General features: G+C 50.0%; 18 protein-coding genes. All 18 read left to right on the forward strand.

Translation table 11 applies throughout. The features are described from left to right. Positions 1-40 precede the first annotated feature (40 nt). The 18 genes from spoIIIAF (at position 41) to recN (ending at position 15,627) form a co-directional block, all read left to right on the forward strand. Entirely contained in the window at positions 41-763 is a 723-nt protein-coding gene (gene spoIIIAF, locus PAEVO_RS03130) for a stage III sporulation protein AF (protein ID WP_100536234.1), read from the forward strand. Positions 764-777: 14 nt separating this feature from the next. Beyond that, a complete protein-coding gene (gene spoIIIAG / locus PAEVO_RS03135) occupies positions 778-1,422 on the forward strand; it encodes a stage III sporulation protein AG (RefSeq protein ID WP_207797445.1) in 645 nt (214 codons plus the stop codon). Positions 1,423-1,487: 65 nt separating this feature from the next. Next, positions 1,488-2,360, forward strand: coding sequence for a SpoIIIAH-like family protein (locus PAEVO_RS03140; protein ID WP_100536236.1), 873 nt, complete (start codon positions 1,488-1,490; stop codon positions 2,358-2,360). Positions 2,361-2,529: 169 nt separating this feature from the next. After that, complete coding sequence (accB, locus tag PAEVO_RS03145; protein ID WP_100536237.1) at positions 2,530-3,033, forward strand: acetyl-CoA carboxylase biotin carboxyl carrier protein; 504 nt, start codon at positions 2,530-2,532, stop codon at positions 3,031-3,033. A gap of 54 nt (positions 3,034-3,087) precedes the next feature. Further along, positions 3,088-4,431, forward strand: a complete 1,344-nt coding sequence (accC, locus tag PAEVO_RS03150) for an acetyl-CoA carboxylase biotin carboxylase subunit (RefSeq protein ID WP_100536238.1) — start codon at positions 3,088-3,090, stop codon at positions 4,429-4,431. Between the two features lie 118 nt (positions 4,432-4,549). After that, the gene (locus PAEVO_RS03155; RefSeq protein ID WP_009591235.1) at positions 4,550-4,963 is read left to right on the forward strand and encodes an Asp23/Gls24 family envelope stress response protein; all 414 of its coding nucleotides are present in this window, start codon (positions 4,550-4,552) and stop codon (positions 4,961-4,963) included. Between the two features lie 71 nt (positions 4,964-5,034). After that, positions 5,035-5,574 carry an alkaline shock response membrane anchor protein AmaP gene (gene amaP / locus PAEVO_RS03160; protein WP_100536239.1) on the forward strand — a complete coding sequence of 180 codons (540 nt, stop codon included), beginning with the start codon at positions 5,035-5,037 and terminating at the stop codon, positions 5,572-5,574. A gap of 15 nt (positions 5,575-5,589) precedes the next feature. Continuing rightward, a complete protein-coding gene (locus PAEVO_RS03165) occupies positions 5,590-5,823 on the forward strand; it encodes a DUF2273 domain-containing protein (RefSeq protein WP_006209372.1) in 234 nt (77 codons plus the stop codon). Positions 5,824-5,999: 176 nt separating this feature from the next. Next, complete coding sequence (gene nusB, locus PAEVO_RS03170) at positions 6,000-6,458, forward strand: transcription antitermination factor NusB (RefSeq protein ID WP_100536240.1); 459 nt, start codon at positions 6,000-6,002, stop codon at positions 6,456-6,458. 61 nt (positions 6,459-6,519) lie between these two features. Continuing rightward, positions 6,520-7,380 (forward strand): bifunctional methylenetetrahydrofolate dehydrogenase/methenyltetrahydrofolate cyclohydrolase FolD, encoded by an 861-nt coding sequence (gene folD / locus PAEVO_RS03175; RefSeq protein ID WP_100536241.1) that lies wholly within the window; start codon positions 6,520-6,522, stop codon positions 7,378-7,380. A 1-nt stretch (position 7,381) separates the two neighbouring features. Beyond that, positions 7,382-8,752 carry an exodeoxyribonuclease VII large subunit gene (gene xseA, locus PAEVO_RS03180; protein WP_100536242.1) on the forward strand — a complete coding sequence of 457 codons (1,371 nt, stop codon included), beginning with the start codon at positions 7,382-7,384 and terminating at the stop codon, positions 8,750-8,752. After that, positions 8,742-9,002 (forward strand): exodeoxyribonuclease VII small subunit, encoded by a 261-nt coding sequence (xseB, locus tag PAEVO_RS03185; protein WP_009591232.1) that lies wholly within the window; start codon positions 8,742-8,744, stop codon positions 9,000-9,002. The genes xseA and xseB overlap by 11 nt, the downstream gene beginning before the upstream one ends. After that, a complete protein-coding gene (locus PAEVO_RS03190; protein WP_207797494.1) occupies positions 8,977-9,900 on the forward strand; it encodes a polyprenyl synthetase family protein in 924 nt (307 codons plus the stop codon). The genes xseB and PAEVO_RS03190 overlap by 26 nt, the downstream gene beginning before the upstream one ends. A gap of 109 nt (positions 9,901-10,009) precedes the next feature. After that, positions 10,010-11,917: a 1-deoxy-D-xylulose-5-phosphate synthase gene (gene dxs, locus PAEVO_RS03195; RefSeq protein WP_100536243.1), complete on the forward strand. Its 1,908-nt coding sequence runs from the start codon at positions 10,010-10,012 to the stop codon at positions 11,915-11,917. Positions 11,918-11,937: 20 nt separating this feature from the next. Further along, positions 11,938-12,810 (forward strand): TlyA family RNA methyltransferase, encoded by an 873-nt coding sequence (locus tag PAEVO_RS03200; RefSeq protein WP_100536244.1) that lies wholly within the window; start codon positions 11,938-11,940, stop codon positions 12,808-12,810. A 68-nt stretch (positions 12,811-12,878) separates the two neighbouring features. Continuing rightward, positions 12,879-13,370 carry a hypothetical protein gene (locus PAEVO_RS03205; RefSeq protein WP_100536245.1) on the forward strand — a complete coding sequence of 164 codons (492 nt, stop codon included), beginning with the start codon at positions 12,879-12,881 and terminating at the stop codon, positions 13,368-13,370. Between the two features lie 17 nt (positions 13,371-13,387). After that, a complete protein-coding gene (ahrC, locus tag PAEVO_RS03210) occupies positions 13,388-13,837 on the forward strand; it encodes a transcriptional regulator AhrC/ArgR (RefSeq protein ID WP_100536246.1) in 450 nt (149 codons plus the stop codon). Positions 13,838-13,887: 50 nt separating this feature from the next. Then, entirely contained in the window at positions 13,888-15,627 is a 1,740-nt protein-coding gene (gene recN, locus PAEVO_RS03215; protein ID WP_100536247.1) for a DNA repair protein RecN, read from the forward strand. Positions 15,628-15,714 lie beyond the last annotated feature (87 nt).

The raw sequence follows: 15,714 nt of genomic DNA on the forward strand, positions 1-15,714 counted from the left end.
CAGAACATAGAAGGCGGCTAATGCTTAGGAGGAATGACGAATGGACTGGCTTGGAGGTTGGTTGAAAAGCGTCATCATGGTGGTTCTCTTTGCAGCCTTCGTTGATTTAATACTGCCCGGCAAGGCGCTTGAACGTTACGCCAGATTAGTCCTGAGCCTGTTGATTCTGCTTACGCTGCTTAGCCCGATTATCACATTGATTACGGATCCCCCCGAGAATCAGCTGGCGATGGAGCTGGAGCGACAGGAGAAGGGTCTGCCGGAAGAGGTTCAGCTGGAGCATATTCTGGCACAGGCCGAGAAGCTGAAGGAAACGCAGCAGAGTCAAAGCCTTCAGTGGGCAGGCAACGAATTAGCCCGGGTGATGAAAGAAGAGATTGCGGCAGAAACGGGGGAAGCGGTTCAGGAGGTCAAGGTGGTGCTGGCTGCCGCTGCCGGACCGGACAAGGGATATGCAGGCGCTACGATACGCTCCGTTGACGTAAAGCTGGTTGGAGGTGAATCGGAAAATGCAGAGGTAGAGAATAGCGATGATAAGCAGCCCATCGGTATAGAGCCTGTGGATTCCGTTCAGGTGAATGTTGAATCCATGCAGTCGGAACAAGATGGGAAGGCTGCGGCGAAAGAGAATGCAGAAGCAGTCAGCAAGGCCGAAGAAGCAAGAGCAGAGCCGGTTCGGGATTACATTAGCCGCCGATGGGATTTGGAGCCGGATCTGATCACGATATATATGCCAGGGCAGGAGCAGGATAAAAAGCTGTAGCGGAGGTGAGGATGATGGGAAATTGGTTGAAGCGGTTGGAGCAATGGCTTGGTGGAGGAGCTGGCGGAGCAAGAAAAATGCAAACCTTCAGGTGGTTGATCATTCTTGGTCTGATCGGCGTCGCGATCATGCTGTTCAACTCCTTCGTCAATGTGAAGAAGCTGGATCATGAGAATATCGGTCGCGAGCCGCCGCCGGAGACGGCTGCGGTCTCAACGACCCAAGGCGGGACTTCAACCAGCGGCGGCGGTGAGTTTGAAAGTATCGAGCAGGATTTTGAAATGCGCACCAAAACGATGCTGGAACAGATTGTTGGGGTGGGGTCCGTCGATGTCATGGTGACTGTGGAATCGACAGAAGAACTGGTCGTCCAGCGTGACATGAAAGATACCCAGGAACTGACGGAGGAAACCGATGCTAACGGAGGTAAGCGCCATGTAACAAGTTATCAGCGTGATGGCCAGATTGTCACCTATGAATCCTCCGGGGAAGAAACGCCGATCGTCACCAAGAAGATCAAACCTCAAGTCCGGGGGGTGCTCGTCGTAGCCAAAGGAGCCGAGAATGAAGTTGTAAAGAGTTTGATCGTCGATGCGATCCAGCGAGGCCTCAATGTCCCGTCCTATCGTATATCCGTTGTCCCGCGTAAACAGGAATAACCGCAGCCAATCGAATGATCCGATCATTCGTGCCAAGGTTTTCATTTAAAGGAGGAAACGTTCAAATGAATAACAAAAGACAAACCATATGGTTAGTATCCATGCTTAGTTTAATGGTCATCCTGTCAGCTTACTACTTATTCACCGACGATTCGGGAACGAAAGCGCCGCCGGTTGCCGAGAGCACGCAAGTGGACGGTCAGAAGCCAGGCGCCGGACAAGAAGCAAACGGAACTGCAGGTACGGGCGACGAGCTGGTTGTGAACGAAGTGCTTGAAGAAGGTACTGACGGCGATTCCGGAGCCAATGAGCAAGGGACTGGAACGAGCGATACAGGCGCGGCCGGCACAGAAGATCCTGCAGAAGCAACACAGGGTGAGCAAGGGGATCAAGGAAAAGCCAGCGGCGAAGCCGGCAAAACGGAAGAGCCGGAAGTGAAGGAATCCCCAGAGGGAGCCGAGAATTCCAAAGACGCTAGCAGCACAGGCAAAGAGGGAACCGAGGAGTCCAAAGACACAAGCAGCGCCACGAATGGTAAGAAATCCGATGAAGAAGTGCTGGAGCAAGTGGCTGCCAATGCATCATCTGCAGAAGCCCAGTTGGAGTCCTATAAATTGGACCGCTCACAAAAAAACATGAAATTATACGATGAGTTAATGACAAAAATCGACAATCATGAGAATAAGCCGGAGCAAACAGCTCAAGCTACCGAGCAGCTGAAAGCGGCCGAAGCGAAAGAGGAAGTGATTCTCAGCATCGAGGAAGCGCTGCAGCAGCAATACGGCAACGCCGTTGTGAAGGAAGAGAGCGAGAAGTATAATGTGGTCGTTCTGAGTGAGAAACTCGATGCCAAAGGTGCAGCCGGCATTGTGAGTCTTGTAATGAAGGAATTGAAGGTTTCGCCGGATAAAGTTACCGTTCAATATGTTGCGCCATAACCTTGTCAGCAGATTTCAACATAAATCACGGTTATACTATAAACCCGAAAGAGTCTAAGGATTGCCTTGGGCTCTTTCTATTTCGCTCGATTGTGATATAATACTCTAAGCTATTGACTGACTGTCCTAAGCAAGGGCTTCCAAGAAAGTGAAGGAGTGAACGTCGATAATGTTTAAATTAAACGAGATCAAGGAACTTATTAAGCTGGTGGATCAAACTTCCGTGCATGAGCTGGAAATTGAGAGCGAAGGTACACGCTTATCCATTAAGAAACCCAACGCAGCCGAGGTTGTTAACAACTATCAGGCAGCGCCGCAAACGTACATTCCGGCACAGCAAGTGATGGCACCACAGATCGCACAGCCGAATACGGCGAATCAAGCACCTGCAGCGGCACCACAGCAGGATTCAGTGGAGGATAGCAACAGCTCATTACATAAAATCGTATCACCGATGGTAGGAACCTTCTATCGTTCCCCATCACCTGAGGCTGGGCCGTTTGTCAGTCCCGGGGACAAGGTGACAGAAAAATCGACGGTCTGCATCATTGAGGCCATGAAACTGATGAATGAACTGGAAGCAGAGATCAAAGGCGAAATCGTAGAGGTTCTCGCGCAGAACGGTCAACTTGTAGAATTCGGGCAGCCTCTGTTTCTGGTGAAACCGGAGTAATATGGAGGGACTCGCCAAGAACGAGAGTCGCAAGAGTCCGAAGGAGGTTACTGCATGACATTTCAAAAAGTGCTTATCGCGAACCGGGGAGAGATTGCCGTTCGTATCATCCGGGCTTGCCGGGAACTCGGCATCGCAACCGTTGCCGTATATTCGGAGCCGGACCGGGAATCCCTGCATGTTCGCCTGGCGGATGAGGCCTATTGCATCGGCCCTACGTTATCGAAAGACAGCTATTTGAATTTCACCAATATCATGAGCGTTGCCACACTGACCGAGTGTGACGCCATTCATCCCGGTTACGGCTTTTTGGCCGAGAACGCGGATTTCGCGGAAATTTGTGAATCCTGCAACATTACCTTTATCGGTCCTTCCGCTGACGCGATCAACCGTATGGGAGATAAGGCTGTTGCGAAGCAGACGATGAAGGATGCAGGTGTTCCGGTTATTCCGGGATCCGACGGATTGGTCGAGGATCTGAACGAAGCCGTTATGCTTGCCCGTGATATCGGATATCCCGTCATTATCAAAGCTACTGCAGGTGGCGGAGGTAAGGGAATTCGGATCGCCGAGGATGAAGAATCGCTGGTTAAACAGATTACAAACGCACAGCAGGAAGCCCAGAAGGCCTTCGGCAATGCAGGCGTATATCTGGAGAAATATCTGACCGGCATGAAGCATGTAGAGATTCAAATTATCGCCGACAAACATGGCAACGCCGTGCATCTCGGGGAGCGTGACTGTTCTGTGCAGCGCCGGAGACAAAAGCTTGTTGAGGAAGCTCCTTGTCCGGTGCTAAGTGAAGAGGTACGCAGCCGGATGGGCGAAGCCGCCGTTCGCGCCGCGAAGGCCGTTAATTATTCCGGTGCAGGTACGCTTGAATTTTTGCTCGGCCAGGACGGTCAGTTCTACTTCATGGAGATGAACACGCGGATTCAGGTGGAGCATCCGGTGACCGAGATGGTGACCGGGGTTGATCTGATTCAGGAAATGATCTCCGTTGCGGAGGGCAACACGCTTTCTTTCACTCAAGAGGAAGTCGTTATTAATGGCTGGTCCATTGAGTGTCGGATTAATGCCGAGAATCCGGACAAGGGCTTTATGCCTGCCCCTGGAACCATTCAGTTCTATTTGCCTCCAGGAGGTCCTGGCGTGCGGGTAGACAGTGCGGCGTATCCAGGTTATACCATTTCGCCTTATTATGATTCGATGATTGCCAAGCTGATTGTATGGGCGCCGACCCGCGATGAAGCCATCGCGAAGATGAAGCGCGCTTTGGGTGAATTCGAGATTGAAGGGATCTATTCAACCATCCCGTTCCATCAGAAACTGATGAACCATCCTACCTTCTTGAAGGGTGACTTCGATATTAAATTTTTGGAAGAAAATGAGATTTGAAACCTTTGGCCAAGTTTGTCATAAACTTGGCCAAATGGTATAGTATGAGTAATAAGAGCGCATGCCTTATGCAGTTCGGGTGCATCCGCTAACTTATTCCGAAAGGTGTGTTGAGACAATGGCGGAAACTTTGCCTACAGAATTTGAACGTACAGATATCGGTGAGATTCAGATTGCACCGGAGGTTATTGAAGTCATCGCTGGACTTGCTACGGTAGAAGTACGTGGGGTTGCAGGGATGAGCGGAGGCTTTGCAGGCGGCATTGCCGAATTGCTCGGACGCAAGAATTTATCCAAGGGTGTCAAAGTGGAAGTTGGACAACGGGAAGCTGCTGTTGACGTATCCGTCATCGTGGAGTATGGCCATCGTCTTCCTGAAGTAGCCGGAGAAATCCAGCGCAACGTGAAACGTTCGATTGAGAATATGACAGGGCTTACGGTGATTGAAGTCAATGTACATATTCATGATGTCCATTTCATGAAATCCGTAGAGAAGACGGAAGAATTGGATCTGGCTCAACGCGTGAAATAGAATAGTTTCAGGCTAGCCCTGGGCAGCGATGTCGAGGGTTTAATCTAATTTTAAGGAGGCTGTGCTGAATCGTGGCCAAAATTATGGACAGACTTTTGCTGTTTATCTACAGCTTAAGTATCGGTGTTATATCCGTAGTTGCCATCCTCCTGTTGAGTGGCGCTGTTCCGTATGAATTAACGAGTGTTCAGGAACAACGCCTTTTCTGGGCTGGAATTATCGTAGCTGCGGTTTTGTTTTTGCTGAGCATCCGTTTCTTCTACATCTCCGTAAGGCGCGATCGCTCGAACCTGAATTCCATCGATCAGCGCACGGAATTTGGTGACATCCAAATCTCGGTGGAGACGATCGAGAATCTATGCCTGAAGGCGGCTTCGCGCGTCCGTGGAGTCAAGGATTTGAAATCCCGGATCAAGGTATCCCAATCGGGTCTTGATATTGCGATTCGCGCCGTGGTAGATGGTGAGGAATCCATTCCTACGCTGACAACGGAAGTGCAGAAGCAGGTGCACGACTTTGTTGAAGATACAACAGGAATACCCGTGTCATCCGTATCCGTATATATTGCTAACGTGGTTCAGGCACCAAGCTTCAAGAGCCGCGTGGAATAGAGGTGAGCTTCCCCAATGCCTTGGAAAGAAATATGGGAGAGTCACAGAGGAAGAATTGCCGGGGTGACCGGCGGGCTTGTGTGCGGACTGATTTACTTATTATCCGGTTTTTGGGATATGCTGTTCTTTGCATTAGTGGTATTTATCGGCTATATATTTGGCAAGCGCAAGGATCTGAAGCAGGGCTCCATGTTCCACTTTCAGGAATGGGGACGATGGCTTTCCGAGCGCTGGCGGCCGTTTAAATGAACCCTGTGATATGCTTTCTCCGGAAAAAATGCTGAGGACAGGTGTAGTGCGCCTTTTTTGCGGAGAGAGATATTCACAGGTTTTTTTTTGGTGTTTTAATTGTTGTCAAGTCTTGACGGCAAATGGATCATACTAATTAGAAAAATGGATTCAGCAGGGTCCACAGGAGGAACAAAATGAAAAGACGTGTAGCAAGAGAGATTGTCGTTCAAAGCCTTTACCAGATGGAGATGAACGAAGTCGACAGTGTGGAAGCCGTGTCGATGCTGCTCTCGGAAGCGGCCGAAGAAAATGAGACCGAGCGGGTCATCGGCGACGAAGTTCAAATGAAGGAGTATGTGCTGCAATTGGTCAATGGAACATGGGAATCCAAGGATTCGATTGATGAACTGCTCGCTCATTATTTAAAAGGCTGGCAGGTAAGTCGTCTTTCCCGTGTGGATCGTCAAATCCTGCGTCTGGCTGTATATGAACTGACCTCCCGTGAAGATGTGCCTGGCAAGGTAGCTGTTAATGAAGCGATTGAGTTGTCCAAGCATTTCGGAACCGAGGAGTCAGGGAAATTCGTCAACGGCGTACTGGGCCGAATGATTCAGGAGCTGGATCAAGTCAAGGTGAAGCTGCGTCAGTCTTAATCTGTACGCTAAAGCTTAGCCTGAAACGATATCATTCAATCATAATGGAGGAGAGATTAGGATGACAGCAGCAACGATAATTAGCGGAAAACAGATTTCTGAAGAAATTCGCAAGGGGATTGCGTTAGAAGTAGAACAATTGTCCAAGCAGAATGTCCGTCCTGGTTTGGCTGTTGTACTTGTAGGTGATGATCCGGCTTCGCATGTTTACGTTCGCAACAAGGAGAAAGCATGTCAGGATCTGGGCTTTTATTCCGAGGTGCACCGTCTTTCCGCGGAATCCAGCCAGGAAGAAGTGCTGGCGCTCGTGGACAAGCTCAACGCTCAGGAATCTATTCACGGAATCCTGGTCCAGCTGCCTTTGCCAAAGCACATCCATGAGAAGGCCGTCATTGACGCGATCGCCGTGGAAAAGGACGTGGACGGTTTCCATCCGGTTAATGTGGGTAACCTCGTAATAGGCGATGACAGTCTGCTGCCGTGCACGCCTGCCGGCGTGATTGAAATGATCAAGCGGACGGGCATTGAGATTGCAGGCAAGCATGCTGTTGTAATCGGAAGATCCAATATCGTCGGCAAACCGGTATCACTTCTTCTCCAGCGCGAGAACGCCACCGTTACGATGTGTCACTCCAGAACGGGGAATATGGCTGAAATCGCTCGTCAAGCAGACATCCTGGTCGTTGCGATCGGCAGAGCGAATATGATTGATGCCAGTTACGTGAAGCCCGGCGCCGTCGTGATTGATGTCGGCATGAACCGTTTGGAGAACGGAAAGCTTGCCGGCGACGTTGACTTTGAGAGTGTGAAGGAAGTGTCCGGTCCGATTACTCCGGTTCCCGGTGGGGTGGGACCCATGACCATTACCATGCTCATGCAGAATACCTTGATAGCCGCCAAAAGGCTGAATGGGTTGAGCTGATATGAAGTCGGCAGATCCAGGACGAATATTATCCGTTAAGGATTTAAACCGTTATATCCGCATGAAAATGGAAGGCGACTCCAGGCTCTCCGACGTATGGATCCGAGGTGAAATTTCGAATTTCACCCATCATTCCAGCGGACATATGTACTTTACCTTAAAGGATGAAGGCAGCCGGATTCGTGCGATCATGTTTGCGACTCATAACCAGAGGCTCCCTTTTATACCGAAGGAAGGCTCTCGCGTCATTGCCCGGGGCAATGTGTCAGTGTATGAGCGGGATGGACAGTATCAGTTTTATGCGGTCCAAATGCAGCCTGATGGGATCGGCAGTTTGTACCTTGCTTATGAACAGCTGAAGTCGAAGCTGGAGGAAGAGGGCTTGTTTGCAGCCGAGCGCAAGCGGCCTTTGCCTCGTTATCCCAAGACGATTGGTGTTATTACCTCGCCGACGGGTGCCGCTGTTCGGGATATTATGATCACGATCCGGAGACGGTACCCTCAGGCGAGATCGATACTATATCCGGTGCTGGTTCAAGGCAAAGGGGCAGCTCCTTCGATCGTGAAGGCTATTCGAACGATGAATGACATGGCTGAAGCTGACGTGCTCATCGTTGGGCGCGGTGGCGGATCACTGGAAGAGCTGTGGGCGTTTAACGAGGAGATCGTTGCAAGAGCTATTTATCAATCCGATATTCCCGTCATTTCCGCCGTTGGACACGAAACGGATTTTACGATCGCCGATTTTGTTGCGGATTTACGAGCCGCTACGCCAACGGCAGCCGCGGAACTCGCGGTACCGAGCAGTGCGGAACTAAGGGGGCAGCTTGTTCAAAGACAGCGCCAGCTGAACCAGGGACTACAACAGCGTCTTAAGCGGAGTCGTGAACGTTTACTTTCGCTCCAGCGTTCCCCGGTTCTGGTTCATCCTCGCCGGTATATGCTTCAACATGCCGAACGATTGGACATGCTGTCCCAGCGGCTGCAGGGCAACCTGAAATCCCGGTTATCCCTGGTCCGCCAGCGGCAAAAATCACTGCATCAGGGATTAATCCGGTATAATCCGCGAACCCAAGCGGAGTTCGCCGCGAGAAGAAAAGATCAGGTCAGCCGGCAGTTAATGAATGCCATGCAGTCGATTATGAAATCCAAGATGTCGCAGCTGCAAACCGAAATGAGGCATCTCGATGCGCTCAGCCCGCTGAAAATTATGTCCAGAGGATATAGTCTCGTGTATGACGAGAAAGAGCAAAAGCTTGTCAAATCCATCGAAGATGTCCAGTTAGGCGATTTGGTTAACGTGAGGGTCAGTGATGGACAGCTGCAGTGTCAAGTGTGGGGAATGAAGGAGGATGAAGAAAATGGCGAATGAAACATTAGAGATCAGTTTTGAAGAAGCGATGGCTCAGCTCGAGACGATTGTAGAGCAGTTGGAAGATGGAGACGTGCCGCTGGAAAAAGCGATCGACTTATTTCAACAGGGCATGAAGCTGTCGCAGATGTGCAGCAAAAAGCTGGAGCAGGTTGAGCAAAAAATCGAAATGATCGTGGAAGAAGGCGGAGAACTGAAGCGTAAGCCTTTTGGTGGAACGCTTGATGAGACAGGTGAACTGGGTGAATAACAGACTTCCGATTAAACAATATATGAATGAGATTTGGGACAGACTGGATAGCGAATTAACCAATCTTTTTCCGCCAAGTTGGAAAGTTCCTGAAACCCTTCGCCAGTCCATGTCGTATTCTTTAATGGCAGGCGGCAAGCGAATGCGTCCGCTGCTTGTCATTGCGGCTTGCGAGGCCGGAGGTGGAAATCGTGATGCAGCTCTTCCGGTCGCTTGCGCTGTTGAGATGGTCCATACATATTCCCTTATACACGATGATCTGCCAGCGATGGATGATGATGATTATCGTCGCGGCAAGCCAACGAATCATAAGGTTTTTGGCGAAGCGAGCGCTATTTTGGCCGGTGATGCCTTGCTGACGCATGCCTTTTACAGCGTAATCCAGGCTTCCAGAAAGCATGGGGTTCCGGCTGAACGTGTGCTGTCGATTGTCGAGGATCTTGCGGAGTATGCAGGTCCGCGGGGGATGGTAGGCGGTCAGGTTGCCGATATGGAGGGCGAACAAGGGATAACGACGCTAGAGCAGCTTGAGTATATCCACCTGCACAAGACGAGTGATCTGATCATGTTCTCGCTGATGGCAGGCGGGCATATTGCCGGATGTTCGGAATCCCAAATCGAATCCTTGCGAACCTTCGGGCATCATATCGGCCTTGCTTTTCAGATTCAAGATGATATTCTGGATCTGGTCGGGGATGAGTCCAAGCTTGGGAAGCCGGTACAAAGCGATGTGAAACAGGAAAAAGTAACGTATCCGTTCTTCATCGGTTTGGACGCATCCAGGCGTGAAGTTGAGCGCCTGACAGCAGAAGCCAAGCGGGCCATTTCAGAAGGGAATTTCAATGACCCCTCAAGATTGCTGGAGATCGCAGATTTCTTGATGGCGCGGGATCACTAACCACGCTTTACATGCAAACGGTTTTTTTGTGATATAATGTCTGTTAATGGCTGAATTCATATCAGCTAAAGAAACGTAAACTTAATCAAGGAAAGCGGGGAGATTCTTCGTGCTTCTTCCAAATATCAAACATCCCGAACAACTTAAACATCTATCGGTAGACGAACTCGAGGATTTAGCAGGACAAATCCGTCATTTTCTAATCGAAAAGCTGTCCGTTACCGGTGGCCATCTTGCACCGAATCTGGGAGTGGTTGAACTCACGCTGGCCTTGCACTATTGCTTTGACAGCCCTCGTGACAAGATGATTTTTGACGTGGGCCATCAAGCCTATGTACACAAGATCTTGACCGGACGGATGGATAAATTTGATACGCTCCGTAAATACAAAGGCTTGTGCGGCTTCGTGAAGCGTTCCGAAAGCGAGCATGATGTCTGGGAAGCAGGACACAGCAGCACCTCGCTGTCTGCTGCAATGGGCATGGCGATGGCGCGTGATCTGAAAGGTGACAACAACCGGGTTATCGCCATGATCGGTGACGGTGCCCTTACCGGGGGCATGGCCTTTGAAGCGCTCAACCATATTGGCCACGAGCAGAAAAAGCTGATGGTCATCCTGAATGACAACGAAATGTCAATTGCACCGAATGTGGGTGCCATGCACAATTACTTAAGCAAGATCCGTTCTGATCGTTATTATCTTCGTGCCAAGGACGAAGTGGAAATGCTCCTGAAGAAAATTCCTGCCATCGGCGGCAAACTCGCCAAGACGGCAGAGAAGATGAAGGACAGCCTTAAATATATGATGGTTCCCGGCGTTTTATTCGAGGAGCTAGGATTTACCTATCTGGGGCCTGTAGACGGACATGATCTGAACAAACTGATCGATACGTTAAAGCAGGCCGACAATGTGGACGGACCCGTTCTGATTCATGCCGTCACAACCAAAGGCAAGGGATACCGGCCGGCCGAATCCGATTCTCATAAATGGCACGGGATCACGCCGTATAAGATTGAATCCGGTCAAGTGCTTAAAGCGGTAGGAAATCCGATGTACACGGAAGTGTTCGGACAGACTCTGGTTGAGCTGGGGGAACAGGACAAACGGATCGTTGCCGTCACGCCGGCGATGCCGGGAGGCTCCGGTTTGATCCCGTTCAGCAAGAAATTCCCTGACCGTATGATCGATGTGGGGATTGCCGAGCAGCATGCCGCGACCTTATGCGCAGCATTGGCAATGGAAGGCATGAAGCCTGTGTTTGCGGTGTATTCCACGTTTATGCAGCGTGCATACGACCAAATCGTGCATGATATTTGCCGCCATAACGCCAACGTGATGTTTGCGATTGACCGTGCTGGCTTTGTCGGTGCAGATGGCGAAACCCATCAAGGGGTATATGACGTAGCCTTCATGCGTCATATACCTAATATCGTCATTATGATGCCAAAAGACGAGAACGAGCTTCGTCATATGATGAAAACAGCGCTCGATTATAATGAGGGACCTATTGCTTACCGTTACCCTCGGAACAATGTGCGCGGCGTTCCCATGGACACCGAGCTGGTACCGATTCCTATCGGGACTTGGGAAGTCGTTCGTCCTGGCGAAGGATACGCCATTCTGGCATCGGGTCCTATGGTTCAATTGGCTGAAGAAGCGGCCGAACAGCTCAAGCGGGAAGGCATTACGGTAGAAGTCGTAAATGCCCGTTTCCTTAAACCGCTTGATGGAGGCATGCTGCGGAATCTGGCGGAGACGGGGACGTCGATGCTGGTTCTGGAGGAAGCTTCGCAAGCGGGTAGTCTGGGCAGCGCGGTTCTGGAGTTCTTTGCGGAGCAGGGAATCCATGATGCGGTCGTATCTTTAATGGGGATCGAAGACCGGTTTATTGAGCACGGAAGCATACCGCAGCAGCGTGAAGAAGTAGGGCTGACATTGGAATCGGTTTGTCAGGAGATCCGGAGCCTGAAGAATGCCCGGACAGCCGTACTCGGCAAGAGAAGTTTTATGTCTTAGTAAACCATCAGGAGTATAATATGGATTCATCTCAGAAAGAACGAATTGACATCCTGCTTGTAGAGCAGGGATATTATGAGAGTCGCGAAAAAGCCAAAGCTGCGATTATGGCGGGCCTGGTCTATGCCGGAACCGAGCGGATCGAGAAAGCCGGTATGAAAATTCCAAGGACGTCCGAACTGAAAGTCAAAGGCTCGGTTCATCCCTATGTCAGCCGTGGTGGATTAAAGCTTGAAAAAGCGATTCGTTCATTCGACATCGATATGAAGGGGCGCACGATGCTGGATATCGGCTCTTCAACTGGCGGCTTTACGGATTGCGCGCTCCAGCACGGGGCCAGTTATGTGTATGCGATTGACGTCGGTTATAACCAGCTGGATTGGTCGCTTCGTAACGATGCACGCGTGTGTGTCATGGAGCGGACGAATTTCCGCTATATGACGCCGGACGACTTGAGTGGCCCTCGGCCTGATTTTGCCAGCATTGACGTTTCGTTTATATCCCTTCGCATTATTTTACCGCCTTTGAAGATGCTCCTGGATAAACCGGGCGATGTAGCTGCTCTGATCAAACCTCAATTTGAGGCAGGGCGGGAGAAGGTTGGTAAATCCGGTGTGGTTCGAGATCCAAAGGTGCACAGGGAAGTCTTAACGCAGGTGCTGACGTTTGCGGATGAAATTGGGTTTAAATTAAAAAATCTTACGTTCTCTCCGATTACGGGAGGGGAAGGCAATATCGAATTCCTGGCCCACTGGCGATTAGAGCCAGAGGTTACTGAAAGCTCGGAAGAACCGGCTCAGGAAGATGGACAAGATTCTGTCCATCTGAGTCAATGGATTGATACCGTCGTAACGCAAGCGGCTCATACATTCACAGGAAACTCATCGAAATGATGGGTTTCTTTTGTTGAAAAAGAGGAATTCATGTTCTCATCCGCGAATACAAAATTCGAGGTGAGAGGATGAATGAGCGTTATGATTGGTTATTAATGATATTGCTTGGTGTCGTCATTGCCTTGCTTATCGGTTATAGGCTGAATCGTTGGCTGATGTCGCCATCACCGGATCGATTGCCGGGCATCCCGATAAATGAACACATTCCAGATCACCCAGCCATTGGGATGCTCGAACGAGAAGGATATGACGTGGTTGGGGGCAAAGTAAAAATAAACTTGTCATTTGAAACGGGACAGAGACCCATCTTGAGTCGGTTGTTTATAGATTACGTTGCATCCGATGACAGTGGCGAGCTGTACATGGTGAAGCTGGCACGGGAACGGATGCCGGTCGAGTGGACGGGCTCTGGCATTCGCGATCGGTTGATGCCGTTTTTGCTGCTGTATCCCGAATGTGCCGGTCTGCTCTATATCGACGTGAATGAGAAGTCGATTCACCGTTTAAGCATGGATTGGTCGGACGAAGAATGGATTGGTCAAGATGATTACAACAGTTAATACTCAGGAGGCTCTTTATGAAGGGACAACGCCATATTAAAATCAGGGATATTATTACCCACCAGGATATTGAGACACAGGATGAGCTTGTAGACGCATTGCGTGCGGAAGGTTTTCAGGTCACTCAAGCTACGATTTCACGTGATATAAAAGAACTGCTGCTCATTAAGGTGCCTACAGATGATGGGCGATATAAATACTCCATGCCGACGGATCAGCGTTATAACCCTGTGCAGAAGCTCAAAAGAGCGCTTGTCGATAATTTTGTTTACATTGACCGTACCGGTAATCTTGTAGTCATGAAATGCTTGCCCGGGACAGCTAATTCGGTTGCCGTGCTGCTCGATAATATGGAATGGTCCCAGATCATGGGCACCATTTGCGGCGATGACACGATATTGCTGATTTGCCGAACGGAAGATGACGGGGAACATGTCGTTGCCCAAATTAAAAATTTCATTTCGTAATAAACATTGTGATTCATTGGCAGTTTTAAGCAGTAGCGGAGGTGGGAAACATGTTAAACACGCTATCCATTCGGAATCTGGCTGTTGTAGAAAGCGTGGATGTGCATTTTTATCCGGGATTTCACGTACTGACGGGGGAAACCGGAGCAGGTAAGTCCATCATTATTGATGCGCTCGGATTAATTGCTGGCGGCCGCGGTTCGGCTGATCTGATTCGCTACGGATGCGACAAAGCGGAGATTGAAGCTCTGTTTGAGCTGCCTGTGGAGCATCCCGTATGGGAAACACTGAAGAAGCTGGGGGTTGAAGCGGATCCGGAAGAGCATTTATTAATTCGGAGAGAACTGACATCTCAAGGAAAAAGCACGTCGCGTATTAACGGACAACTGCTAAACTTAAGCATGCTGCGTGAAGTTGGAGAAAAGCTCATCAATATCCATGGTCAGCATGAACATCAAAGCTTGCTGCGTTCAGAGCAGCATATGGGTCTTCTGGACACGTACGGGGATAAGGTCATAGGGCCTGCCAAGCAGAAGTATCAAGCGTTGTACGGAGAATTCAGTAAAGTCGAGAGAGAGCTCAAGGACCTGCAGGAGACCAGCCAGAAGGCGTATCAAATGCTGGATATGTATCGGTTTCAGCTGGAGGAGATCGCGGCTGCGGAGTTGAAAACCGGTGAGGACGAGGAATTGTCCGAAGAAAGAACCAAGCTGTCCCACAGCGAGAAGATGATGGATTCCGTTGCCGGAGCATACGACCTATTGTACGGGTCCTCGGGACTGGAATCCGTCAGCCGTGCCCTATCTCGATTGGAGGATGTGTCCGGGTACGATGAGAAGGGGCTAAAGCCGCTTGTTGAGCAGCTGCAATCCGCTTATTATCAGCTGGAGGATGCGGTATTCCAGCTCAGGGATTATCGCGACAGCATTGAATTCAATCCGGAACGGCTGAATGAAATTGAGCTTCGTTTAGATATGATCTCCGGATTGCGCCGAAAATATGGGGATAATGTAGAGCAAATTCTGGAATACTACGTGAGAATTCAGCAGGAAACCGATATGCTGGAGAATAAGGACGAATTTATTCAAGCGTTGGAACAGCGTCGTGACGAGCTGTTAAGTGTGCTGTTGGTTAGCGCTAAAGAGCTTAGTATTGCCCGCAAGCAGTGTGCGCAAGATTTAGCACGGCAAGTGGAGGGGGAACTGAAGGATCTTCAAATGGAACGAACCTCGCTTGAGGTTCGGATGGAACTGCAGCTGGATCCTAACGGTTACAAATATGAAGGACATAAAGTAAGGTTGACCAGACAAGGTATGGATACGGCTGAATTCCTGATATCCGCCAATCCGGGTGAGCCTCTGCGTCCGCTTGCCAAAATTGCTTCGGGTGGAGAAATGTCCAGAATTATGCTGGCGATGAAGAGTATATTTGCCCGTCATGATCAAATACCGGTCTTAATCTTTGATGAAGTCGACACAGGTGTCAGTGGAAGGGCTGCCCAATCGATTGCGGAGAAGCTGTTTTTGTTGGCCAAAACCTGTCAGGTGTTCTCCATTACGCATTTGCCGCAGGTCGCTTGCATGGCGGATCATCAGTATTTAATCGAGAAGAAGCTGGAAGCCTCCAGAACGATGACGCAAGTAGAAAACCTGAATGAAGAGGGGCGTGTAAAGGAGCTTGCACGGATGCTTGGCGGAGTCGAGATCACCGAAAAGACACTTCATCATGCCCAAGAAATGCTCAATCTGGCGGCAGCGCAAAAGGCTTCCAGAAAGGCTTTGGGTCAATGATTGACAGTTATAAATCCTTAAGGGCAGGGTAACTTAAAGGTACGCAATTGGCGACCACCTTTTCGTCAAGCGAAAGAAGAAAAAGGG

It is taken from the genome of Paenibacillus sp. GM2FR (assembly GCF_002803325.1).
Classification (GTDB): Bacteria; Bacillota; Bacilli; order Paenibacillales; family Paenibacillaceae; genus Paenibacillus_AQ; species Paenibacillus_AQ lautus.